Origin of the sequence: Synechococcus sp. WH 8109 (assembly GCF_000161795.2) — a bacterium.
Lineage (GTDB): Bacteria > Cyanobacteriota > Cyanobacteriia > PCC-6307 > Cyanobiaceae > Parasynechococcus.
Map to the genome: position 1 here is coordinate 1,817,609 of NZ_CP006882.1, position 21,785 is coordinate 1,839,393.

At 59.7% G+C, this 21,785-nt stretch carries 25 protein-coding genes and 2 pseudogenes; 12 read left to right on the forward strand and 15 right to left on the reverse strand.

Annotation, left to right across the window (positions count from 1 at the left end):
- Window positions 1-11 precede the first annotated feature (11 nt).
- Both Syncc8109_RS09835 and Syncc8109_RS09840 read right to left on the reverse strand, forming a co-directional pair.
- On the reverse strand, window positions 12-1,409 hold the full coding sequence (locus Syncc8109_RS09835) for a TIGR03279 family radical SAM protein (protein ID WP_006852110.1): 1,398 nt from the start codon (window positions 1,407-1,409) through the stop codon (window positions 12-14).
- Window positions 1,410-1,429: 20 nt separating this feature from the next.
- Window positions 1,430-2,293: an undecaprenyl-diphosphate phosphatase gene (locus tag Syncc8109_RS09840; protein ID WP_025362529.1), complete on the reverse strand. Its 864-nt coding sequence runs from the start codon at window positions 2,291-2,293 to the stop codon at window positions 1,430-1,432.
- A 110-nt stretch (window positions 2,294-2,403) separates the two neighbouring features.
- Between Syncc8109_RS09840 and Syncc8109_RS09845 the strand changes: the two genes are divergently transcribed.
- The 3 genes from Syncc8109_RS09845 to nadB all read left to right on the forward strand — a co-directional run bounded on the left by Syncc8109_RS09845 (window position 2,404) and on the right by nadB (window position 5,363).
- Window positions 2,404-3,114 carry a DUF3120 domain-containing protein gene (locus Syncc8109_RS09845; RefSeq protein ID WP_025362530.1) on the forward strand — a complete coding sequence of 237 codons (711 nt, stop codon included), beginning with the start codon at window positions 2,404-2,406 and terminating at the stop codon, window positions 3,112-3,114.
- A gap of 112 nt (window positions 3,115-3,226) precedes the next feature.
- Window positions 3,227-3,634, forward strand: coding sequence for a photosystem II complex extrinsic protein PsbU (psbU, locus tag Syncc8109_RS09850; protein WP_006850581.1), 408 nt, complete (start codon window positions 3,227-3,229; stop codon window positions 3,632-3,634).
- 70 nt (window positions 3,635-3,704) lie between these two features.
- Window positions 3,705-5,363, forward strand: a complete 1,659-nt coding sequence (nadB, locus tag Syncc8109_RS09855; protein ID WP_025362531.1) for an L-aspartate oxidase — start codon at window positions 3,705-3,707, stop codon at window positions 5,361-5,363.
- A 13-nt stretch (window positions 5,364-5,376) separates the two neighbouring features.
- On the opposite strand, the gene Syncc8109_RS09860 is transcribed toward nadB, so the two are convergent.
- Complete coding sequence (locus tag Syncc8109_RS09860) at window positions 5,377-6,306, reverse strand: vitamin K epoxide reductase family protein (RefSeq protein ID WP_006852106.1); 930 nt, start codon at window positions 6,304-6,306, stop codon at window positions 5,377-5,379.
- A gap of 85 nt (window positions 6,307-6,391) precedes the next feature.
- Here Syncc8109_RS09860 and rimO point away from each other — a divergent pair, with 85 nt between their 5' ends.
- Together rimO and Syncc8109_RS09870 are read left to right on the forward strand one after the other, a co-directional pair.
- The gene (gene rimO / locus Syncc8109_RS09865) at window positions 6,392-7,768 is read left to right on the forward strand and encodes a 30S ribosomal protein S12 methylthiotransferase RimO (protein ID WP_006851391.1); all 1,377 of its coding nucleotides are present in this window, start codon (window positions 6,392-6,394) and stop codon (window positions 7,766-7,768) included.
- A complete protein-coding gene (locus Syncc8109_RS09870; protein ID WP_006850259.1) occupies window positions 7,765-8,988 on the forward strand; it encodes an MFS transporter in 1,224 nt (407 codons plus the stop codon). The genes rimO and Syncc8109_RS09870 overlap by 4 nt, the downstream gene beginning before the upstream one ends.
- Here the strand turns inward: Syncc8109_RS09870 and Syncc8109_RS09875 are convergent.
- Window positions 8,981-9,073, reverse strand: coding sequence for a hypothetical protein (locus Syncc8109_RS09875; RefSeq protein ID WP_011365270.1), 93 nt, complete (start codon window positions 9,071-9,073; stop codon window positions 8,981-8,983). The genes Syncc8109_RS09870 and Syncc8109_RS09875 overlap by 8 nt on opposite strands.
- A 201-nt stretch (window positions 9,074-9,274) precedes the next feature.
- On the opposite strand from Syncc8109_RS09875, the pseudogene Syncc8109_RS12080 reads away from it, so the two are divergent.
- Window positions 9,275-9,965: pseudogene (locus Syncc8109_RS12080) on the forward strand (B12-binding domain-containing radical SAM protein).
- On the opposite strand, the gene Syncc8109_RS09885 reads toward Syncc8109_RS12080, so the two are convergent.
- From Syncc8109_RS09885 to Syncc8109_RS09900, 4 genes are read right to left on the reverse strand one after another with little or no spacing between them, the layout of a single operon-like run.
- Window positions 9,950-10,357: a DUF4346 domain-containing protein gene (locus Syncc8109_RS09885; RefSeq protein ID WP_025362534.1), complete on the reverse strand. Its 408-nt coding sequence runs from the start codon at window positions 10,355-10,357 to the stop codon at window positions 9,950-9,952. The pseudogene Syncc8109_RS12080 and the gene Syncc8109_RS09885 overlap by 16 nt on opposite strands.
- A 9-nt stretch (window positions 10,358-10,366) precedes the next feature.
- Window positions 10,367-11,542, reverse strand: a complete 1,176-nt coding sequence (locus Syncc8109_RS09890) for a GNAT family N-acetyltransferase (RefSeq protein WP_006851334.1) — start codon at window positions 11,540-11,542, stop codon at window positions 10,367-10,369.
- 33 nt (window positions 11,543-11,575) lie between these two features.
- Complete coding sequence (locus Syncc8109_RS09895) at window positions 11,576-12,253, reverse strand: RibD family protein (protein ID WP_006851894.1); 678 nt, start codon at window positions 12,251-12,253, stop codon at window positions 11,576-11,578.
- Window positions 12,254-12,264: 11 nt separating this feature from the next.
- Window positions 12,265-13,185, reverse strand: a complete 921-nt coding sequence (locus tag Syncc8109_RS09900) for a 6-carboxytetrahydropterin synthase (RefSeq protein ID WP_025362535.1) — start codon at window positions 13,183-13,185, stop codon at window positions 12,265-12,267.
- A gap of 51 nt (window positions 13,186-13,236) precedes the next feature.
- Between Syncc8109_RS09900 and Syncc8109_RS09905 the strand changes: the two genes are divergently transcribed.
- On the forward strand, window positions 13,237-13,812 hold the full coding sequence (locus Syncc8109_RS09905; RefSeq protein WP_006850409.1) for a shikimate kinase: 576 nt from the start codon (window positions 13,237-13,239) through the stop codon (window positions 13,810-13,812).
- 3 nt (window positions 13,813-13,815) lie between these two features.
- Here Syncc8109_RS09905 and Syncc8109_RS09910 read toward each other — a convergent pair whose 3' ends face one another.
- Complete coding sequence (locus tag Syncc8109_RS09910) at window positions 13,816-14,079, reverse strand: chlororespiratory reduction protein 7 (RefSeq protein ID WP_025362536.1); 264 nt, start codon at window positions 14,077-14,079, stop codon at window positions 13,816-13,818.
- On the opposite strand from Syncc8109_RS09910, the gene Syncc8109_RS09915 reads away from it, so the two are divergent.
- Window positions 14,078-14,755, forward strand: coding sequence for a DUF6816 family protein (locus Syncc8109_RS09915; RefSeq protein ID WP_006850877.1), 678 nt, complete (start codon window positions 14,078-14,080; stop codon window positions 14,753-14,755). The two genes, Syncc8109_RS09910 and Syncc8109_RS09915, sit on opposite strands and share 2 nt — an antisense overlap.
- On the opposite strand, the gene Syncc8109_RS09920 is transcribed toward Syncc8109_RS09915, so the two are convergent.
- Window positions 14,721-15,446, reverse strand: coding sequence for a glutathione S-transferase family protein (locus Syncc8109_RS09920; protein ID WP_006850084.1), 726 nt, complete (start codon window positions 15,444-15,446; stop codon window positions 14,721-14,723). The genes Syncc8109_RS09915 and Syncc8109_RS09920 overlap by 35 nt on opposite strands.
- A 794-nt stretch (window positions 15,447-16,240) precedes the next feature.
- Between Syncc8109_RS09920 and Syncc8109_RS09925 the strand changes: the two genes are divergently transcribed.
- Entirely contained in the window at window positions 16,241-16,936 is a 696-nt protein-coding gene (locus Syncc8109_RS09925) for a ParA family protein (RefSeq protein WP_006851242.1), read from the forward strand.
- Window positions 16,937-17,012: 76 nt separating this feature from the next.
- Here the strand turns inward: Syncc8109_RS09925 and Syncc8109_RS11945 are convergent, their stop codons facing one another.
- From Syncc8109_RS11945 to Syncc8109_RS09930, 5 genes and pseudogenes are all read right to left on the reverse strand, one after another.
- On the reverse strand, window positions 17,013-17,468 hold the full coding sequence (locus Syncc8109_RS11945) for a cupin domain-containing protein (RefSeq protein ID WP_071823089.1): 456 nt from the start codon (window positions 17,466-17,468) through the stop codon (window positions 17,013-17,015).
- A gap of 98 nt (window positions 17,469-17,566) precedes the next feature.
- Window positions 17,567-17,725, reverse strand: coding sequence for a hypothetical protein (locus tag Syncc8109_RS12425; RefSeq protein WP_156915529.1), 159 nt, complete (start codon window positions 17,723-17,725; stop codon window positions 17,567-17,569).
- Window positions 17,726-17,758: 33 nt separating this feature from the next.
- Window positions 17,759-18,385, reverse strand: a complete 627-nt coding sequence (locus Syncc8109_RS12980) for a hypothetical protein (protein WP_006852018.1) — start codon at window positions 18,383-18,385, stop codon at window positions 17,759-17,761.
- Window positions 18,386-18,433: 48 nt separating this feature from the next.
- A pseudogene (locus tag Syncc8109_RS13205) lies at window positions 18,434-18,520 on the reverse strand (hypothetical protein); the annotation flags it as partial.
- A gap of 469 nt (window positions 18,521-18,989) precedes the next feature.
- The gene (locus Syncc8109_RS09930; protein ID WP_006849731.1) at window positions 18,990-19,229 is read right to left on the reverse strand and encodes a DUF1651 domain-containing protein; all 240 of its coding nucleotides are present in this window, start codon (window positions 19,227-19,229) and stop codon (window positions 18,990-18,992) included.
- Window positions 19,230-19,532: 303 nt separating this feature from the next.
- On the opposite strand from Syncc8109_RS09930, the gene Syncc8109_RS09935 reads away from it, so the two are divergent.
- The 3 genes from Syncc8109_RS09935 to Syncc8109_RS09945 are packed head-to-tail and all read left to right on the forward strand — an operon-like array spanning window position 19,533 to window position 21,743.
- A complete protein-coding gene (locus Syncc8109_RS09935) occupies window positions 19,533-19,739 on the forward strand; it encodes a DUF751 family protein (protein ID WP_006850467.1) in 207 nt (68 codons plus the stop codon).
- On the forward strand, window positions 19,739-20,161 hold the full coding sequence (rbfA, locus tag Syncc8109_RS09940) for a 30S ribosome-binding factor RbfA (RefSeq protein WP_006850924.1): 423 nt from the start codon (window positions 19,739-19,741) through the stop codon (window positions 20,159-20,161). Before Syncc8109_RS09935 ends, rbfA begins: the two co-directional genes overlap by 1 nt.
- Window positions 20,142-21,743: a glycoside hydrolase family 3 N-terminal domain-containing protein gene (locus Syncc8109_RS09945; RefSeq protein ID WP_006851664.1), complete on the forward strand. Its 1,602-nt coding sequence runs from the start codon at window positions 20,142-20,144 to the stop codon at window positions 21,741-21,743. Before rbfA ends, Syncc8109_RS09945 begins: the two co-directional genes overlap by 20 nt.
- The last annotated feature ends 42 nt before the right edge of the window (window positions 21,744-21,785 follow it).

A 21,785-nucleotide genomic window follows, 5' to 3' on the forward strand; every position in this document is an offset into this window, starting at 1 on the left:
CTTTTAAGAGCTTAGGGATTTTCCTCTACGGCACCCAAAACTGAGTCCACGACGTCAGCCGCCCCATGCACGATCTGAATGGGAACCGGTAATTGCGCGGCCAGGGCTTCCAGGGTCATGTCATCGAGAAAGACGGGCTCCCCTTGCCGCAACATCACCGATGGCAGCAGCAGCTCATCGCCCAACTCTTGGCCCTGTAAGCCAGTCAGCAGATCCTGTCCAGTCAGCAATCCGGTCACCACTTGATCCTGCCCCCAATAAGGACTCGGCAACCCGATCAGGTGAAACTCGACGCCATCAACAGCATTCAGCCGTTCAGCCACAGGCTGCAACGCCTGAGCCACGATCTGACCGACCACCCAGCTGCAACGACGGGGATGAGGGACCGCGCTGGGCAAATCCTCAGTTGCGGCATCCAACTCCTCTAGGAAGGCACGGATGCTGCCTACGCCGTTTTCCTGCTGCGGAAGATCCTCGTAGTTGTCCCGGGGCGGCAAGGGCAATCCCGCCACCAGGTACCACTCATCGGAGAGCCAGGCGAAACGGGTGCCCAAAACCTCCCGAAAGTGCTGCTGCATCGGTGCCACCTGAGCAATCACCCTGCGCGCGCAGTCAGGATCCACAGGAACCAAGCCATCGTCAGCCGGCCTGAAGCGGGTGAGCCCAACCGGCACCACCGCCGCAGACAGCACCGCCGGCCAGGGGCCAGCCGCGAAGGAGGCGAGGTCGTTCAGCGTTCTCTCCAAGACAGGACCGTCATTCAGTCCCGGACAAACCACAACCTGGGCATTGATTTGCAGATCGCGCTGATCAAACCAGGCGAGCTGGTCCATCACCTGGGCAGCACGCGGATTCACCAGCAGTCGTGAACGCAGCTCGGGATCCGTGGCATGCACCGACACAAATAACGGCGATAAACGCTGCTCTTCAATTCGCTGCCAGTCGGCCTCGCCCAGGTTGGTGAGCGTCAGATAGGAGCCATAGAGAAAACTCAGCCGGTAATCGTCGTCTTTGAGATAGAGACTGTCGCGCCGCCCCGGAGGCTGCTGATCGATGAAACAGAACGGACAGTTGTTGTTGCACTGGCGCAAGCCATCGAACAGAGCCTCAGTGAAAGCCAGCCCAAGGCCGTCATCGGCATCCTTCTCCAACTCCACCAGATGCATCGCACCATTTGCATCACGCACCTCAAGGCAAAGCTCCTCCTCCACGCAGAGGTAGCGGTAATCGATCAGATCGCGAGGGCGAATGCCATTGATGCTGAGCAACTGATCACCCGGCTCAAAACCCAGCTCCTCCCCGATCGAGCCGGGCTCCACGGACGCCACCACCGCGGGCTGCGGTTGACGACCACTGCCACTTGGATCCAGAGCTGCAACAGCAACCCCGGCGGATGGCTCATTCCACACAAGCCGAACTTCATCTGAACTCAGTTTGCGCCGTGAACGCCCCACCAGACCAGCAACAGGAGCCCGAACAGCAGCCGGTAAGCGACGAAGACCCAGGTGCTGTTGCGCTGCAGGAACTTCAGCAACCAATCGATCGCGAGCCACGACACCACTGCAGCCGAACCAATTCCGACCAGCAACGGCAGGGGACCGTTGCCAGGGCTTGCGGCTAAAGCATCCTTGAGCTCCACCAGACCCGCGATGGAGATGGCGGGAATGCCTAAAAGAAAGGAAAAGCGGGCTGCATCAGCACGCTGCCAACAGCCGAACAGGGCCGCCGTAAGGGTGCTGCCGGAACGCGAGACCCCCGGGATCAATGCGAGGGCCTGGGCCAGCCCCACCAGCAGGCCATCGCGGCCTGAAACCCCTTGAAGCTGCTTGCGCCTTGCGCCGACTCGTTCAGCCAAGGCCAGCAACAAAGCCATCACAATCGAGACAATGGCAATCGAGGGAACACTGCGCAGGGTTGACTGTTCGTAGCCCTGGGCCCAGGCGAATTTGATCCCTAATCCGATCAGCAAGATCGGCAAGGTCCCCACAACCATGGCGAACCCGAGGCGCGTCTCGGGTTCGCGCCACTGGCCATTGCGAAAGGCGCGGCTGATGCCCCGCAGCACCTGGCTTAAGTCGGTGCGGAAATAGGCGATAACGGCAACGATGCTGCCCAGCTGAATAGCGGCGGTCACGGAGACACCCGGATCGCCCCAACCCAGGAGCTCAGGAACCACCTTCAGATGGGCGGTGCTGCTGATTGGCAGAAATTCAGTGAGTCCTTGAACCACCCCCAACACCAGATCACGCCAGCAGGCCTCAAGCAGGGTGAGGGATGCAGAGGTGTCCGCCATCAACGTGTGGGTATCGCTCTGACGGTATCTCCGGCAGGCAAACCGGGCATGTCAGCCGCGTCACCTGAGGATGTCTTCTAAGGTTCCGTGACTTTCTTCACAAAGGACATTTGATCGGCGGCACCTGGCAAACATCAGCCCCCGCTCGGTCGTGGTCCTTTCCCGTGGCCCGCATCGCCGCAGCCATGGTGGTGCTGCCGGTCTTCCTGCAAGCCCCCTGGGTGAGGCTGGATCCGTTCTCAGCCACCTTGTTCACCGGAGTTCTGGTTGCAGCGGGACTGGTGATGCATCAGAGCCGCTCCCAAACAACATCCGACCTGGGTTCCCTGCTTGTGGGTTTCAGCGGCAGCTGGCTGGCAGGGTGCATTTTCTGGGGTTGGCTGCGGGCCCATCCCGTTCTGCATTTACCGGTGGAAGCCTTCGCCGTACCTGTGGCCTTGGGTGGCCTGCAGGGGCGCTGGCGCCTGGCGGCGACGTTTTATTTGTCGTCCCTGGTGGGCACAGCTTGCACTGACCTGGCCATGGCGGCCACCGGCGTGATGCAGTTCTGGCCCGCAGTGGTGACGGCCTCCCTCGATCAAGCGCCGCTACTGCTGCATCAAGCGGGGACGCATCTACTCCAGCCCTTGCCTCTGGTCACTCTGGTGATCTCAGCATTCCTCGTTCTGTTGGCTGGACGTCGCCTGAGCAGGAACGACAGCGGTTTCACCGGTGATGCGGGATCCATGGCCGCTGCCGTCTTGATCACCACCCTTTGGGTGGACGGCTTGTTCCTGCTTTCGTCCTTGCTGCAGCCCGGGCTCAGTGGCCTGATCGAGTGAAACGAACTGCAAAAGCTGCACCGGTTCAAGGGCTTGAACGGCGCAACGACTTGTAGTCTTCCGGAGCCGGCACTGCCGGTCGACCCGTTCCGACCCCTGATCGAGAGTTGAGATGAAGCGGCTTCTGAGCTGGCTGACCGGCGTACTAGTGATGGCGAGCCTGATGGCAGGCCTCGTGCTTCCGAGCAGCGTCTACGCCGACGACGACCTTCGCAACAAGTATTCCGGCAATGAGATCCGCAACATTGCGGACGACAAAATTGCCGCACGCGACGGCAAGGTGGATTTGAACAATTCCTCCGTGCGACGTTTCCAGCAGTTCCCCGGGATGTACCCGACCATGGCCGGCAAGATCGTGCTGGGTGGCCCTTACGACAGCGTTGACGATGTGCTGTCTCTTGATCTGACCGAGCGTCAGCAGGAGCTGTTCGCGAAGTACCGCGACAACTTCACCGTCACTCCTCCCTCCATTGCTCTAAACGAGGGAGACGACCGAATCAACGACGGCCAATACCGCTGATTCCTGACCCCGTCACACTGGTTGTGACTGCTTGAACCGCCGGACCACCGGCGGTTTTTTTGTCCCCGTGATGGCCCAGCCCCGCAGCTCTGATCCCATTCCCTCAGGTCCCTGGGACGTGGTGGTGATCGGTGCCGGGGCTGCTGGCTTGATGACCTGCCTTGATCTGCCGCCGGAGTTCAAGGTGTTGCTGCTCAACCGCAACACGGGCCAGCGTTCTTCCAGCCGCTGGGCCCAGGGGGGCATTGCCGCGGTGACCCGCAAGGAGGACAGCGCCGACAGCCATGCGAAGGACACCGTTCTAGCTGGAGCCGGCCTTTGCGATGGCGATGCGGTGCGGCTGTTGGTGCAAGAGGCACCCCATTGCGTGGAGCGCTTAGAGCAGCTGGGCATGGCCTTCGACCGGGATCAGGACGGTCTGGCCACCACCCTGGAAGCAGCCCACAGCCACAGACGAGTGCTGCATGTGCAAGACCGCACAGGGAGAGCCCTGGTGGATGTGCTGCGGGATCGTGTTGAGCAACGACCGGGGTTACTGCACCGCCGCGGCGTTCGCGTGACGCAGCTGCTGGTGCGCGATGGGCGCTGTTGCGGCGTACAGGTGCTGGATGGGCCGCATCTTCACGGGATCGAAGCCCGCGCCGTGGTGTTGGCCAGCGGCGGTGGTGGTCATCTGTACGCCAACACCACCAACCCAGCCCAGGCCTGTGGCGAAGGCATCGCCCTCGCCTGGCAGGCGGGCGCAGCCGTGGAAGATCTGGAATTCGTTCAGTTTCATCCAACGGCCATCCGCCTGGATGACGCCCCCTGCTTTCTGATCTCCGAAGCCGTTCGCGGAGAGGGCGGCGTGCTGGTGGATGCCCTCGGGGGCAGCCCTGTGGCCCACCTGCCCCAACGCGACCTCTCACCGCGGGACCAGGTGAGCCGAGCCTTGATGCAGGCCATGCAGCGGCAGCAGGTGAAACAGATGTGGCTCGACTTTGCCGCCATCCCGCGAGAGCAAGCGGAGCGACGCTTCCCAACGATCCTGGACCGCTGCGACGAACTCGGACTGAATCCATTGGAACGACCAATCCCCGTGGCCCCAGCCGCCCACTACTGGATGGGAGGGGTGGCCACAGACCTACAGGCCGCCACCACACTGCCGGGGCTCTATGCCGTGGGAGAAGTGGCCTGCACAGGCCTGCACGGCGCCAACCGACTGGCCAGCAACTCCCTGATGGAGTGCCTGGTGTTCGCCCATCGCCTCAAAGAGATCGAGCTCGGCCCTGCCCCAGCGGCCCTCGCCAGCGACACAACGCAACCGCTTGCCTTGGACCTCGACGGCTGCAGCAGTTCGCACTTGATCAACGCCATCGAGCAACTGCGGCAGCTCTGCTGGCGACGGGCGGGGGTGGAACGATCCGCCGCCGGACTGCGCCAGGCCATCGGCAAGGTGAAAGCCGACGAACAACATCTGGAGCAGCAGGCACTGCTCCAGGCACTGCTACGGCAAGACCCCTGTGCCCCCAGACGGTTGGCCGAAAGCAGCCGACGCGATCTGAACCTGTTGCTGGATCTCCACCACAGGTTGCTAACCAGCCGTCTGATGCTGGAGGCCTGCCTGTTTCGCGGAGAAAGCCGGGGAGGCCATTACCGCAGCGATGCTCCTGCGCCGCTACCGCAATGGAGGCAGCATTCCCGGCAACAACGGCAACGGGGCATCGTCACCCGTGCCGTCCGGGACTGAGGGCAGTCCTGATTCAGAAGTCGGTGTCGCCCTTGTAGCCACTGAGTTCCGCAAGGGTGTCGAGCCCCTTCACCCCGGAATCGATGCTGCCGTTGATCTCCCAGCTGGGGAAACCCTCCAATCCCTTACTTCGGCAGAGATCGGCCTGGTTGTTCTCACCGTCCGGCGCACACTCCACGACGTTCAGCTGATCCGAGGCCTGCTTGCCGAACAGCTCCTTCTGTTCGTGACAGTGGGGGCACCAGTAGGCGGAATACATCAGGGCGCCGCTGCTGGCGAGGTGCTCAGCCAAAGCGATCGAAGCGGACGTGCTCTCGGTGGTGACAACGGGTGCAACGCCGGATCCGCTGGCCACAGCGTCGGGCCGGTTTGGATCCACCACCGACGCCCAGATCAACCCCCCCAGCAGCACCGCCAGGGCCAGAAGCACGCCGCGGAACAGCAGCTGACCCAAGTCGTCCCAACCACCACCAACGATGGACAGCACAAACAGGACGAGGGACAGCGCAGCCGAAAGAACGCAGAAAAAACAGAAAGCCTGGATCTTGAGCAGCATCACCCCCAACAGCACACCGCTGAAGACGGCCATACCGAGGGACACAGTGAACAGCCCCCACCAGGTGCGGCGGGACAGGTCACCCTTGTTCTCTTGCAGCCCTGGCAACAGTGGCAGCAGCGCCATCAGCAGCACAGCGCCATAGGCCAGCACCCCTACCAAGGAGAGCGGAATCCCGGCGAACACTGTGCCCCAGGCGCTGTTAAGCACCTTGTCGCAACCGTCGGCTCCCATCGGACAGGTGAGGTTACCGAGCAGACCCCATCGCTTCAACGTGATCGAACCGGTGTCGATCAGCCCAGCGGTGGCCAGCACCGCCATGGCGATGCGGGCCCATTTAGCGCCGGAATCCTGACGGCGACGGCTGACGAGACGGGTGGTGCCCATCCTTGAACTTCAAGTGATCGGATTCTGTCAGTTCCGGCATGATCAGGCCGCTTCGTAGGCTGATCTTTGGCCTGCCGGCGACGTGATGACCAGCACCCCGACGAAACCGACGGTCGCCTTTGCCCACCTGGGCTGCGAGAAGAATCGGGTGGACACCGAACACATGGTGGGGCTGCTGGCAGAAGCGGGTTATGGCGTCAGCACCGATGAACGGGATGCCGCCGTGGTGGTGGTGAACACCTGCAGCTTCATCCAGGACGCCCGCGAAGAATCGGTGCGCACCCTGGTGGGACTGGCGGAACAGGGCAAGGAATTGATCATCGCGGGATGCCTGGCCCAACATTTCCAGGAGGAGTTGCTGGAGTCGATCCCCGAGGCCAAAGCCATCGTGGGGACCGGCGACTACCAGCACATAGTGGATGTGTTGCAGCGGGTGGAAGCGGGGGAGCGGGTCAACCAGGTCAGCGCCGTTCCCACCTTTGTGGGTGACGAACACCTGCCACGCCAACGCACCACCGACCAGGCGGTGGCCTTCCTCAAGGTGGCCGAAGGCTGCGACTACCGCTGCGCCTTCTGCATCATTCCGAAACTGCGAGGGGATCAGCGCAGTCGACCGATCGAATCAATCGTGGCCGAGGCCCACCAACTGGCGGAACAGGGGGTGCAGGAGCTGATCCTGATCAGCCAAATCACCACCAACTACGGCCTTGACCTCTACGGCAAACCCAAGCTGGCAGAACTGCTGCGAGCCCTCGGCGACGTAGAGATCCCCTGGATCCGGGTGCACTACGCCTATCCCACCGGGCTGACCCCAGACGTGCTGGCGGCCTACCGGGAGGTGCCCAATGTGGTGCCTTATCTGGATCTGCCGTTGCAGCACAGCCATCCGGAGGTGCTGCGGGCGATGAACCGCCCCTGGCAGGCGGATGTGAACGACCGCCTGCTGGATCAGATCCGCGACCAACTCCCCGATGCAGTGCTGCGCACCACGTTGATCGTGGGGTTCCCTGGCGAAACAGAGGAGCACTTCCAGCACCTGATGGGCTTCCTCGAGCGCCAACGCTTCGATCATGTTGGGGTATTCACCTTCTCTCCGGAGGACGGCACAGCAGCGGCGGAACTGCCCGATCGCGTCGATCCCGAGGTGGCCCAAGCCCGCAAGGATGCCCTAATGGCCCTGCAACAACCCATTTCGGAGGAACGCAACAGCCGCTGGGTGGGGCGCACTGTTGACGTGCTGATCGAACAACACAACCCGCAAACCGGCGAGATGATCGGGCGATGCGCCCGCTTTGCGCCCGAAGTGGATGGTGAAGTGCGGGTGCAACCCGGCGCCGATGATCAACAGGCCGCGCCGGGCAGCCTGGTGCCGGTGGAGATCACCGGGGCTGACATCTACGACCTCAGCGGGAGGATTGTTGGTGCCCGCGCCATGGTGGCCGCAGCGAAACGCCAGGGTTGATCCTTCATAAACTGCGGGCCGAGCAGCAACGCCAGCTTTTTCTGATCGCCTCCGGCGTGAGCACTGCGGGTTCTTTTGCCGGCATCACCGCCAAGGGCTGGATTCTGATGAAGGGAGGCGTGGACCCCTTCGTGCTGGCGTTGAACTTCGCCGCTCTTTCACTTCCAAGCTTGCTGGTGAGTGGTCCAGCAGGGGTGCGTACCGACCGGGTGGGCTGTGAGCGGGTGCTGGTGCACGCGCAATGGGCACTGCTGACTGCCTCTGGCCTGGGGGCCCTAGCGATTCCCCTGTTGGAGGGCACAGCCCAGGTGCTGCTGCTGCTCTGCAGCACACTTTTGGTGGGCATCGCCGGTGCCTATGAATTAACGGCACGCAACAAATACTGCTCGATCCTGGTGGAGCGGCCGGAACAGCTGGCGGGCTACCTCACCAGCTTTTCGGTGGTCTTCAACGTGGGCAAACTGGTAGGCCCGCCGATCGGCGGGTTGTTGCTGGCGGCCACTAGCCCGGCCTGGGCCCTGGGCATTGATGCGGCCAGCTATCTGCTGCCAATCACCAGTGTGATGTTCTTGCTCAACCCGAATCGGGATCGGGAAGTGCGCAGCAGCATCGGTCAAGACGCCAGCCTGCTAAACGCCTGGCGCCACTGCGGTAGCACCCTTCAAGGGGTGCTCAGCTTCACCGCTGTGCTGTGTCTGATCGGGTTCTATCACCCGGGACTGGCCCCGTTGATCGCCTTCGATCAACTGGGACCGAATCCCACGGATCTGGGGCTGTTCACAAGCGTGCTGGCGGGCGGGAGCATCGTGGGCGGGCTGGTGCTGCAACGCAACAGCCAGCGTTTCTGCCGGCGCCCTTTCCTCACTCTCGGGGGTTTTGGCTTGATTACCGCAGTGGCCCAGCTGGGAATGGCCCGCACTCCAGGGCCTGTGTTCAGTCTGGCCATGGCCTTTCTGATAGGCGCCGGCACAGCCGGACTGTTGAGCAGCTGCAACCTGATCAGTCAGATCGGCTCACCACAGGTAATGCGAGGCCGGATGGCTGGGCTCAGCCAGATCGCCTTCCTCGGCGGTGGCGGGCTCAGTGGATTGATCGTTGCCCTGATGGTGATGTTCACCAATCTCTCCACGGCTTTCGCAATCACGGGTAGCCTCAGCGCTGCTGTGGCTGTGCTTTGGATACGAAAGCGAGGAGGGAAGACGTTAGAGCCGCTCAGATGAGCTTGATTCCCTTCAGCAGCTTGGTGAGCACAAAAGCCGTCACCAGACCGGAACCAACCAGGCCGAGATAGATGCCGACGCCCATGTGCAAGTACGGAGGTGACCACTATTAGATCAGACACCGGCCTGAGTTCAGGCCATTGCGCTTAGGGTTTGTGAATAGCTGATACCGATTGATAGGTATCTCCAATCGGGCTGACCGGACGTTCATCCACCAACGCCCGACGCCATTGGCACGCTTTTCGTTTATCCCGAGTTCCCGAAGACCTTTTGGAGTAAGGACGACATGGCTTTGCAGATAAGCAAGGCCAAGCAGAGAGGCCTTCCTGTGGCCGTGGGTGGCCCCCTTCGCGAGCTCCACACAGGATGCACCGGAACTGGATCTGGCGAATTTCAAGATCCTTGATGACGGGAAATCACCCTGGCGATGTTCCTGGATGCCATGGCACGGGGGGAGACCCCTGTTCGCTTCACCGCCGAGGGAGACAAGCCAGACGTCACCGCCACCCCAATTCCACGCTTCGACCTGCTGCAACTCGAGGCCTACGACTCGATGAGCATGCTGTTCTCGCGGGGCTGCCCTCTTAACTGCGAGTTCTGCGACATCACCGTCCTCTACGGCCGCAAGCCCCACACCAAGACCCCCGAGCAGTTGGTGGCAGAACTGCTATCTGCACGGCCTGGGCTGGCGTCGCTCGATCTTTCTGGTGGATCTCAAGGCGCTGAGCATCGTGGTATGGCGGCAGGGCATCAAGCGCAACACCCACACCCGTTTCTGGCGTTACCTGCTAGGCATGGCACGCAACAATCCTGCCCTGTTTGAACAGTTCCTATCGGTGCTGGCCCACAACGAGCACTTCCTCGAATACCGCTCGATCGTTCAGCCGGAAATCCGCGAACAGCTGGAATCACTGCCCCCCGAAGAACCCACAGCAGCCGAAGAACTGCAGCGGCCTGATCCTCAGTCCTGCACATAGACCGTGCCGTCACGCAGGCACTGCTCAGCCTTCTGCAACTCCCGCCCCAAATAAAGGGCATGGTCCAGCCGACTGACCGGGTGTGGGGCTTCCCCTTCCGTGAGCTGGATGCCCAGCTGTTTGGCCGTACTGCCGCGGTAAACCGTTGAAGGGCGCCGAGGAGCATTGCCCCCGTCGCAGCGCAACAACTCACCTGTCTCGGAATTTCGGGCCAAACCCTTGTCATCAATGGTGTTGCCGTAGTGCTCAAGCACCAATTCGGCCGCATCACGATCCAGTTTGATCAAGAAATAGCCACTGGGATCCAGAGCGATGAACCGCTGGGACAGGCGCTGATCAAGAGCATCCATCGCAGAAGCAGTGGATGCCGGTGCTTCCGGGGTTGTGGTCATGGCTTCAACCTACAAAACCAAGGCCGGAGGTTCTGCTTTGAAGGGCAGCTCCGCATTGATGGCCTCGATCTCCTCCAGCATCAAGCCATTCACCTTGGGCAACCAGGCGCGGATCAACTGATCCATCTGGGGCTGATACCAGCGGTGCAGGCTGGCGTGGGGACAGGCCACAAAGCCTCGCCGGCGCTTGTGGCTGCCACCGGCTCCAGGGTCAAAGCTGACGATGCCGTTGGCCAGGGCCCATTCGATCGGAGCGTAGTAACAGACTTCGAAGTGAAGACAATCGATCTCCTCGTGGCTGCCCCAGTAGCGGCCCCAGAGCTGTCGGCCGTCCTGCACGCACATCGACATCGCCACCGGATCGCGCGGGTCACCTCGGTGGGCAGAAAAAAGCACCAGCTGGTCGCGGTGCAGACGTGCCAACGCTTCAAAAAAGCCCTCTTCCAGATACTTGCTACCCCACGGTCCCCAGCGAGCACAGTGCTGCTCGTAGAAACGATGCATGGATTGCAACAGCGGCAGATCCAGCTGAGCGCCGCTGAGGGGTGTCACGGTGATCCCGGCCTTGGCCACAGCCTTGCGTTCCCGCTTGATGTTGCGGCGCTGGTTGGCATTGAAACCCTTGAGGTAATCCTCAAACGTCTGGTCGTCGCCGCGGCTCCACAGGCTCTGCTGGTTCAGCCAGGCGGCACAGCCGGCGGCCTCCGCCAGGGGCCGCCACTGCGGATCCACGTAGAGGAAATTGCAGCTGAGGATGCCGTTCTGTTCGCAGAAGCGATCGATCGCCCGCAGCAACTCCCGGGTGAGCAGAGCTTCATCTTCTCCAGATCGCACATGGAAGCGGTAGCCCAGCACTGGGCTGACCGGACTCATGCCTAGAAGCTTGGGGTAGTAGCGCAGCCCCAGATCCGCCGCCAGACGGGCAAAGGTCTGGTCGAACACAAACTCGCCATAGCTGTGGCCCTTGAGGAAAAGCGGAGCCACCGCAATCAGGATGTCATCACGCCAGAGGGCCAGATGCAGGGGCTGCCAGCCCTGCTCGGGAATGATGCTTCCGGAGCTTTCCAAGGACTCCAGCCAACTCCAGCGGTAGAAGGGGATCGCGGCGTCTCCCACCAGGCTGTTCCACTGCTGCTCCGGTATTTCGTTGATGGAGCGATGCCAGCGAGCCGTGAGTGACGTCATGTCGACGGTGCTTTAGGCCCTTGTGGGTCGACCTTAACCAGATCGGATCCGTCGGTAGCGAACAAGCCACTCACCGTCCCCGAGGTCCTCAGCGCCATCGGACTGCCAAGCACCCGGTTGCGCCAAGGCAGCTGGCAACGGCGCATCGGTGCAAGGCAACCAACAGAAGCGGCCGCCCAGGAGCTGGGGCACCAAGGTGAGCTGGAGCGCATCGACGCAATCGGCTTGCAACAGATCAGCGCTGAGCTGGGCACCACCCAGAAGCACCAGACGCTGAATCCCAGCCGCTCCAAGCACCTTGAGCCGCTCCGGCCAGGTTGGAGCCAAAGGGAACCAACGATCAAAACCTTGATCCACAGGTTCAGGAGCCAGCAGCCAACGTTGAAGCGGCTGATCAAAAAACCGCCAAGCGCTTGAGAAGTCGGGGGATCGGCTCACCACCACAGCGGCCGGCTGCTCGGCTCGCCCCTCGCTTCGGCGTCGCTCAAGCAGCTGAGGGCTACGGATCAAGCAGGTGCACTGATGGGCCCGCAGGGTTCCAGCACCGATCAAGCAGGCATCCCCCCAAGCGAGCGCATGCTCCAGGGCACGACGGTCACCCTCACCCCCCAGCTGGGCAGCACCCCCTACAGGCGGCGCCAAGCGACCATCAAGGCTGATGGCCAGCACCAACCGCACGAAAGGGCGTGATGGGGTGGGGCGTTGGAGCATCAAGCCGTCGATCAGACGGCAGCCACGGCATCAAGAGCAGCTGGGGACATCTCCAGCTGCGGTGCTTCGGCATAAACCTCGGCCGCATTGTTTGGGCTCTCCTGCAATCGCACCTTGTGCAAGCTGGCGCCGATGGCCTTGATCGGGCTGGAAAGACGATCAGCGATGTGCAGGGCGATGTTCTCAGCCGTGGGCACGCACTCCTCGAAGAAGGGCACGTCCTTGTTGAGGAAAGTGTGGTCGAAGGGCTCGACCACCAGATCATCAACCAGGCGCTGCAAGGCAGAAAGGTCACAGACCATGCCGGTGCGGGGATCGATCTGACCGCGCACGGTCACGTCCACCAGGTAGTTGTGGCCATGGCCATGGGGACGTGCGCACTTGCCGTAGATCGCTTCGTTCTCTTCCTGAGTGAGTTCCGGGCGGGCCAGTCGGTGAGCGGCGGCGAAGTGAGTGCGGATGGTGAGGAAGGCGTCCATGGGATGTCCGAGATAGTCGGCCCAAAGGCCCGGTTGTTCGTAGAGGCGCAGCGCCGTGATCGGCAGATGGGGGCTGAGGCGTTGCCAGATCACCCGCACCAGGGCCTCAGTGGTGGGGAGGCAACCTTGAGGGGTGGCAACGTCAAATTCCGGCCAGGCCTCATTGAGGAAGCGGAAATCGAGCTGACCAGTCACCTCATTGCGGATGGCGTGCTTCACCTCCGAAAGGTTGAGCACCATGCCGTCGGCGTCCAGACCGCCAGCCATGGAGACAATCAGCTCGTAGTTGTGCCCGTGGCCAGGAGCCAAAGCGCAGGGCCCGAAACGGGCGGCATTGTCATCGACAGACAGTTCTGGCAGCCAATAGCGATGGCTGGCACTGAAACAGGCCCTCCTGGTGATAACACAACCACGACCTTGGCCGTGCCGTGCTGGTGACTTCGTTTCAGTCATGTGACGTTCCGGCCGCGAGGCATCCTAATGAGCTATTGACGTTTCCGAGTCATGGCGGATTCCACCCCCACCCTCAAGGAGCGTCTTGCCGGGCGCAGCATCTATCTGGTGGGAATGATGGGCAGCGGCAAGACGAGCACGGGCCGCCCCCTGGCCGAACGCCTGGGCTACGGCTTTGTGGATGCCGATGCCGTAATCGAACAGGCGGCGGGCTGCAGCATCCCGGAAATCTTTGATCGGGATGGCGAAGCGGGCTTCCGCAGCCTGGAAAGCCAGGTGCTCAGTGCGATCAGTCAGCGCCACTCGCTGGTGGTAGCCACAGGTGGCGGTGTGGTGACCCAGCCGGAGAACTGGGGAATGCTGCACAGCGGCATCGTGATCTGGCTCGATGTGGTGCCCGATCAGTTGCTGCAGCGACTGAACGCTGACAGCACCGTGCGCCCGTTACTGCAAACTGCCGATCCAGAGGCGGCTCTGAAAGCGCTGTTGAACGAGCGTCGTCCCCTCTACGCCGAGGCCGATCTGACGGTGGTGATCAACGACGAAACCCCAGAGGCCGTGGCCGAAGGAATCCTGCAACTGGTGCCAAGTCTCCTGAAGGATCCGACCCAACGCCGAACCGACTGAATCTCAAGCGGTGGGCGGCTCCAACCGCACCGCAAACCACTGCAATGTCACCCCGGGGCTGATCTCCAAATCACAGGCTGTATCGATCAACCGCTGCGCCGCTGAGTCAACATCTGGTTGATCTGCCAGGTCGGCCGGCAACTGATCGAGGCTGCCCAACCAACCGCTCAGCCATGTCAACGTGTCGGCAGCGCTGAGCAACTGCTCCGGCTTGCCAGGCTCCAGCACCACATAGTCATCAAGGGCACGGATCAGGGGATCAGACATGGAACGGCGGGTATGGATACTTCTCATCGGCATTACCATCCTGCTCAGTGGCGGCCCCGCCTGGGCTCAGACAGGTCTTGAGCAGCGGTTGAACAGCTGGCCCGACTGGAGCCTCCCGGCACCGTTGCCGCGGCCCTCAAATCGCGACGACCTGATTTACCCCTACTGGTTTGCCGGGCTGTGGCAAGTGGAAAGCATTGATCTCGATGCCCCAGACGATCCACCGCTGCTGCATCAAGCACGATTTCAAGCCGACCGGCGCGGTCGACTGGTCGGCGATCGCGTCTTCAATGCCACGGCCATCGGTCGTGCCCTGCTTGGCGAGCAGCTGCTGAAGGTGGAAGAAGACCCCGACTCCGCCAACCGCCAGATTGCCCGACTCAAGGGAGATCTCTATCTCGAGACCACGGTGACGGGCCGTCGCCAGGAGAGCCCGAGCACAGACACCTTCCTGGCAGATGAATTGGTGCTGCAGATCCTGCATGCGCCCGGGCCGCCGCGGCTGAGCCGGATCGAAACCCTGAGCCGCTACAACCGCTGCGGCGAGGACATTTGCGCTGAGCAATGGCAAGGGCGCTACCCCTCACCGGGCGAGAGCCTGCGGGATCAGGCTATCGCCCAGCACCACTACCAATTGCGCTTCACACCTCTTCCAGGGTCCGCTCCATCAATTTAAGTTCGATTTGGTCGCGCCACTGGAACAGAGGCTGCAGTTTGGGGTGATCGCTCAACCCAGGCACGCCCTTACCGGCCAAGGCCGAACCCGCAGAGGAGGGGAAGCGAAGCAGCGACAACTGAGCGGCAATGGCGATGTCAGCCAGGGTCATGCCGTCGCCCACCAACCATGGGCTGGTCTGCACAGATGTGGCCAGCTGCTCCAGGCTGGCCAGCAGCTCGGTGCGCTCCTTCTGGTTGACCAGTTCAGTGATGTTGCTGACCCAACCGCCAGGGATCACACCCATCACCGAACGCACGGGGTCGGGCAGATCGTCGGGCAGCAGGGCCACCCGCAGCTCGGGGTCCAGTGCCGCGGCCTGCACCAGAGATGAGCGGCCCGCCATGGCCAGGGTGGTGTCGGCCCAGTCCTCCAGCAGATGCACCTGGGCGGCCTGGCGCGGATCGGCGGGAATCAGGGCAGGGTCAGGCTCTCGCTGATCCAGGTGCAGCGCAATGGCGCTGGAGTCGGCAATGACTTGATCCCCATCCACCAATACTGGGACCTGCCGTTGGCCGGACAGCCGGAACACGGCCACCTGGCCGACACCGGGGGGCACCTCGACGGTGCGGAAACTCAGCCCCTTGGCCTGCAGCACCATCCTCACTTTGAGGCAAAACGCGGAATGGCGGAATTGATGCAGCTCCAACATGTCCAAAACAGCCATGGGCTCGGCAGAGTAGCCAGCGGATTTGCATGCACGCCGGAACCATGCGGGAGTTTTCTGAAGACAACCTTTCAGCAAGCGGTCTACCTAGCCCGTAACGAACATGACCGCGGTAGGCGTAGCCATACCGAAAGTGGGCAACCAGTGATCGCTGCCACTTTGTGCATGAGAAAGCTCCTGCTCCTCCTGCCGGCCGTGACGCCCGAATCATGTAGCGGCGCACATGACCTCATGTCCAACAGGGCTTTCAAGATGACTTGCCCCTGGAAAGGAAAGTGGACCTACTCGGTCGTTATCAACCCAGAGCTGCCTCAAGCGTTGCTTCGGGTGATGAATGGACCACTTCGGACGCTTGATCTGATTGATGTTTCACCTACGCAAATCCGATTGACTGAGAAACGCCGCACTACAATATCGATCGGGAAACTGAGGCTGTCACTGTTGACGGAGATCTTGTTGAAGGGTGCACCTTCAAATCCTTCTAAACCTCGATCGGACGACCCTGCGCCAGCTGGGCCATCTGCTGACGCAGCTTGGTGATGTGTTCCCGCATCTCGCGGTCTAGCACCCCTCGCTCAATGCTCCGGATCACCGCCTTTCAGGATTTCCTGCCGAGTGGCTTGCTCAAATTATGGGTATTACTTGAGCAGCTAGCCCAATAACAATGGGTGACCCGCAGCTGGGTGACACTGACCGGGTGGAAGTGACAACTAACTACCCAGGGCTTGCCTTACAGGGAAAAAACGCGACAGTAGAAATAATTCATAAGCTGATGCCTAATGTTCATCACTGTTTTTGGCCAGAAAGGTGGTGTTGCCAAAACATGTAGCAGCGTTCACATAGCAGCAAGCTGGAGCAATCAGCAAAAACGGGTCGTCCTGGTAGATGCAGACCGCAACAGATCAGCCACTGCCTACGGGGCCAGAGGGCTCTTGCCCTGCCCAATTGTGCCGATTGAAGCAGCAGCAAAAGCCACTCGATCAGCAGAGGTAGTTGTTACAGACGGACAAGCAAGCACCAACGAAGAAGAGATGAAAAATTTGGTAGAAGGTGCCGACTTTATTTTGCTACCTACCACTACACAAAGCAGGTCAATTGAATTAACAATTGAGATGGCGCAGACAATAAACAAATACAAAATCCCGTATGCAGCACTTCTTGTAAAAGTTGACTCACGCAAAGAATCTGCCGCTATAAATGCCAAAGAATATCTTGAAGGATTCGACATCAAGGTTCTCGACGCACAAATTCCATTGCTAAGCGCATTTGAACAAGCCGAAACAGAAGGAGTTACTGTTGACCGAGCGATTGACCGGCGCGGGCGAGCTAATCCACGCCGAATGGCTGGATGGTCTGCTTACTGCTCGGCATGCAAAGAGATAGAAGATCTGTACGAAGAGCACAAAAAACTGAATCCAATTGAGTCCCCTATTGGATGGGACTTCACACCTATTGAGCAGCGTATCGCCGCTTGAGGATAGCTGGCAACTGAAATCTGATAGGAATTAATTCTGGGTTGAGCCAGTATTCAAACAGGCCATAACAGTTAATTCAGTCGAGGAAAACTGTTGTTGGAATGTCTTCTACAGAGGCTACTGTAACCCAAAGGATAGTCGGCTTGTTGCCAACGTTCTCACTGTAATGAGGCGTATCAACTCCTTTTAAAAAGGCTTGGCCGGGCTTGAAAGTAGTTTTGATTTCGCTTCCATCGGACATTACTCGAGTATTCCTCAATGAGCCAGAGTTCACTCCTTGCACATAAACCATCATTGGAGCTGGATGCTTGTGCAGCGGAATCTTTCCACCAACTGGAATTTCAACTCGATAAAGACGCATCTCGGCTTTGCCATCAGGATATTTGAGAAAAGTTCCCTCAAGCGTTTTAGACGCCTTGAAAATCTCATTAATTACAGGCTTCCCTGAAGTTACTCCAGGCTCAGTGAGTTTATTCGGACTGCAAGCAGACACAAACAAAGAAATTATCCCAAGTGCAATTGCGCGCTTCATTTGGTCAGTTCTTAGATGGGTTTTCCATGATTCTGACCACATTCCCTAATAAGACCACACCTTGTAAGCAAAGAACATCACTGATGGCGGTAAGTATGTCAGATGAGGTAGCCACCTTGCTCAACAGCAGCAGGTATCCTCAACTCATCCTTGATGAACCCAGCGACTCCTGCAACCAATGGAATCGTCATCCCAGCAACAGCAAGCAAAGCCATGACTTGAATGAACCATTTTGGTGAAAGTGGTTTATCTTCCATGCAGTTAACCTAAGTCATTAGTGAATTCTTGAATCAAAAAGCTGCTTCTCCATACCAAGCAGTTCCTTCGTTTGTCCGAAGGGGATCTTGATTCAGTACATACTGCTCGTAAGCACTTGCAGAGTAGACATGACTGTTGAGGGACGAGTTGTAATAACGGACAACTGCGACAGCATTGGCAGGATGATCTTCAGTGCTGTAAACGCTATAGGCAACTCCTTCGTATATAAAATTGGACATAGTTGATTTTATATAATCACGTTGATTTTGATTAGCTGTATAGAAATGTCGATTCTGATCGCCGACCAAGAACCGATACACCTCGGCAGTTGGTGCCGATGGGGTTAAATATGATGTTCCCTCATTGACCCATCCATATCCGCCACCAGTCAAGTAATCAATTTCATTTTGATTCGCAGAGAAGAGGTGCTTTCCAGAGGGTTGATTGAATAAACGACTTACACGGTTAGACACCTGCGCAGATGCGTTAAAAAGTGCTTCGTAGCGCAAGGCTTCGACGTCGCATGAAAGCCCCCCAAATTCAACTATTTCTATGCCTGTGATTTGATCAACACCCTCTGAGAACAGATTATCGCTAATGGTTAGTTGATAGCTTGAAGATAGCCCTATTGAATATCTACCTTTGTGTTCACCATACACCACTCTATCTTGCCCATTTCCTCCAATAATTGTATCGTTGCCTCCACCACCTCTTATGACATCATCTCCATTTTCGCCATAAAGAATATCGCCATAATTAGAGCCATTAATCGAGGTGTTTGAATTGTATGCGATAGAAACATCTTGCTAAATATCCGAGCAGCTTAAATGGGTATCGAGAGTAGTGGACATCGTGCCCCACTCATTAGAAACAGTAAAAGAGCTAATGGTGGTTTTATCCATATCAAGTCCATTATTATTCAATTCAAACTAGCCCCACATATTGGCATAATGTTCAATCCATCTAAATAAGTCGGGATGATAGACCTCATACTCAAAGTAGAAATGGTTCTCGCCAAGACTTGTCCTCCATGTATTTATCGCCCGGACTGATGAACTTGAATTCTCATAAACGAGCCCATGTTCCACTCCCTTCCTATACAGAGAGTAGTCGTACCTTATGTAACTCGTACGCTCCTTCACTAATCAATAATTAGAGAGCTTACTATTCCATGACGATGTGATCCTCTGCGAATCCGCCGAAAATTTCTGAGTCCGTTTGACGGAGCGGAGAGACGCAAAGCCCCCATAGCGGTGCGTCCGTCTACGGTTCAGCAGACGCTCCCCAACAAGGCTCCACCTGTTGCCAGCCAACGCGATGCAACTCCTTCCAGGGCTGCTCTGCAGCGTCCCGACGTAGGTGCACACGCGTCTTGAGGAGTGTTGGTTCTCCCGGTATCGGTATCCCCGTGTCGACAAAGACCTTCGGGCCTCTGACCCAGCTCTTCTCGTCCCGATGGAACCGCTTGGTTTCTTTGGTGGCCGGGTCCTGGATGAAGCCCACCTCCCATGACTCGCACTTAGTACATACGTACCAACTTATTGCAGGTCATATCAAAACGTCGAGGGAGGCATGTCCAAGCCTTTTGCCAGACCATGTCCAATAAGCCGCTCAAAGCATCGCCAACACTGGAAGCTTTGAAGTTTCGAGCAAACTCCCGCACGGTTTTTTGAGACGAATAAACTCCTGCCTCAGGCCACTTCTTGCTCAAAACCGGTACGACGCGATCTGTGTCGAAGCCTCGGTCTCTGCCCAAGAATTGTCTAAGCCCTTCAAACCGCCCCAAACACGCTGCAATAACTGAATATGAGAGAGTTTTTTCTCAACGTCTCCCGTTACCCCCGTTACTTGATCGCCTTCACCCTCGGGGTAATGAACTCCGTCGCCGAACCCCTGGCAGCACGCCGGAGCAATCCCGTCACGGCCGTGGCCTTGATCGGCGCCTTGATCAGCGGTGGAATCAGCCTCACCTTGGTGCTGCGTGCCATGGTGAATTCAGCACCGATGGCGTGATGGCACAGGGGCGTCGAGTGGAGCGGGTGGCCGCCCTGATCCGCAAAGAAGTCAGTCAGCTGATGATCAACGGCATCCGTGATGAACGGGTGCACCAGGGCATGGTGAGCATCACCGAAGTGGAGGTGTCAGGCGATCTGCAGCACTGCAAGATCTTCGTGAGTGTGTTTGGAGAAGCCCAGGAGCGCGACCAGGTGCTCGAGGGACTTGAGGCCGCCAGCGGATTCCTGCGGGGAGAACTGGGGCGGCGGCTGCAGATGCGACGCGCCCCCGAAGTGGTGTTCCAGCTGGATCGGGGTCTGGAACGCGGCACCTCCGTGCTGGGCCTGCTGAATCGCCTCGAAGACGAACGGCAGCAGCGGGGCGAGATTCCACCGGGCAGCGATGAAGAGCTAGGCAGCGATGAACAGCCGGCCGGCTAACAACCTGCGGCGCCAGGTAGCGGAACTGCTGGTGGTGCGGGCCAGTGGTCATCTGAGCGACCAGCAGCGTCGCTACCTGCAGTGGGAGCTTCCAAACAGCGAACTGCAGCGCCTGCTGCGGGAAGGTGTTGGTGGCGTGATCCTGCTGGGGGGCAGCGCTGTTGAGCTGCAACAACGCATCCAGCAACTTCAGGGCTGGAGTGAGCAGCGGTTGCTGGTCTGCGCGGACGTTGAAGAGGGCGTTGGCCAGCGCTTCGAAGGGGCCAGCTGGCTGGTGCCGCCCCTGGCCCTCGGGCGACTCCACCAGCGGGAGCCAGAGTTGGCCCTGGATTTGAGTGAGCGCTATGGCCGCTGCACCGGCGAACAGGCCCGCCGCTGTGGCCTGAACTGGGTGCTGGGGCCGGTGTGCGACGTCAACAACAACCCCGCCAACCCGGTGATCAATGTGCGGGCCTGGGGCGAAGATCCCAACACTGCCAGCGCCCTTGCTGTAGCGTTCCAGCAGGGGCTGAAGCAAGCGGGGGTGCTCGGATGCGCCAAGCACTTTCCCGGCCACGGCGACACCACGAACGACTCACATCTGGACCTGCCGGTGCTGCCCCACAGCCGCGAACGGCTGGAGCAGATCGAACTGGCGCCCTTTCGGGCCGCCATTGCCGCCGGTGTGGAGAGCGTGATGACGGCCCATCTGGTGCTGCCGAAACTGGATCCGCAGCAGCCCGCCACCCTCTCCAACGCCGTGCTCACCGATCTGCTGCGGCGCCAGATGGGTTTCAAAGGGCTTGTGGTGACCGATGCCCTTGTGATGGAATCGATCAGCGCACGGCACGGCGCCGCCGAAGCAGCTGTGCTGGCCTTTGAAGCCGGGGCCGACCTGATCCTGATGCCGGCGGATGCGGATGCCGCCATCGATGGTCTCTGCGACGGTTTCAGCAGTGGAAGGCTGTGCCTCGCGAGGTTGGACGAGAGCCTGCAGCGCCGGTCCCATGCGCTGGCATCGATCCCCACCAGCGCAGCTTCAGGTTCGATCGTCAGCGCAGACGAGCAAGCCCTTGAGGCTGAGCTGGTGCGTCACAGCATCACGGTCGGCGAGGCAAAACTTCTCCCGCAAGCAGGAATCAACCTGGTGCGCGTGGATGCCATGGTGCCGAGCGCAGCCGCCCTGAGCGGCTGGTCCCCGGCCCTGCGCATTCCTGAAGCACAAGGGTTTCGCTCGATAGTGCTACATGGCGAAGGGCTATCGCCCTGGAGCGGCCAACCGGACGCGCCCCTGGCGATGGACCGCCTCGGCGATGGAGCGGTGCTCCTTCAGCTGTTCCTGCGGGGCAACCCCTTCCGCGCCGGACGGGATGCTCAAGAACCCTGGACCGCAGCGATCCAGCAACTGATTGCCCTCAACCGGCTGGCCGGGGTCGTGGTCTACGGCAGCCCTTACCTCTGGGACAGCCTGAAGCCCATTCTGCCCAGCAGCTGCCCTGCCGCCTATTCCGCCGGCCAGATGCAGGAAGCCCAACACCAGGTACTCACCGCGCTGTTCCCCACCCCGACGCCGACGGGCAACAGCGGTGCATTCACCGACTGACCACCACCAACCAACCGCACTGGCCAACCGCACTTAACCTCT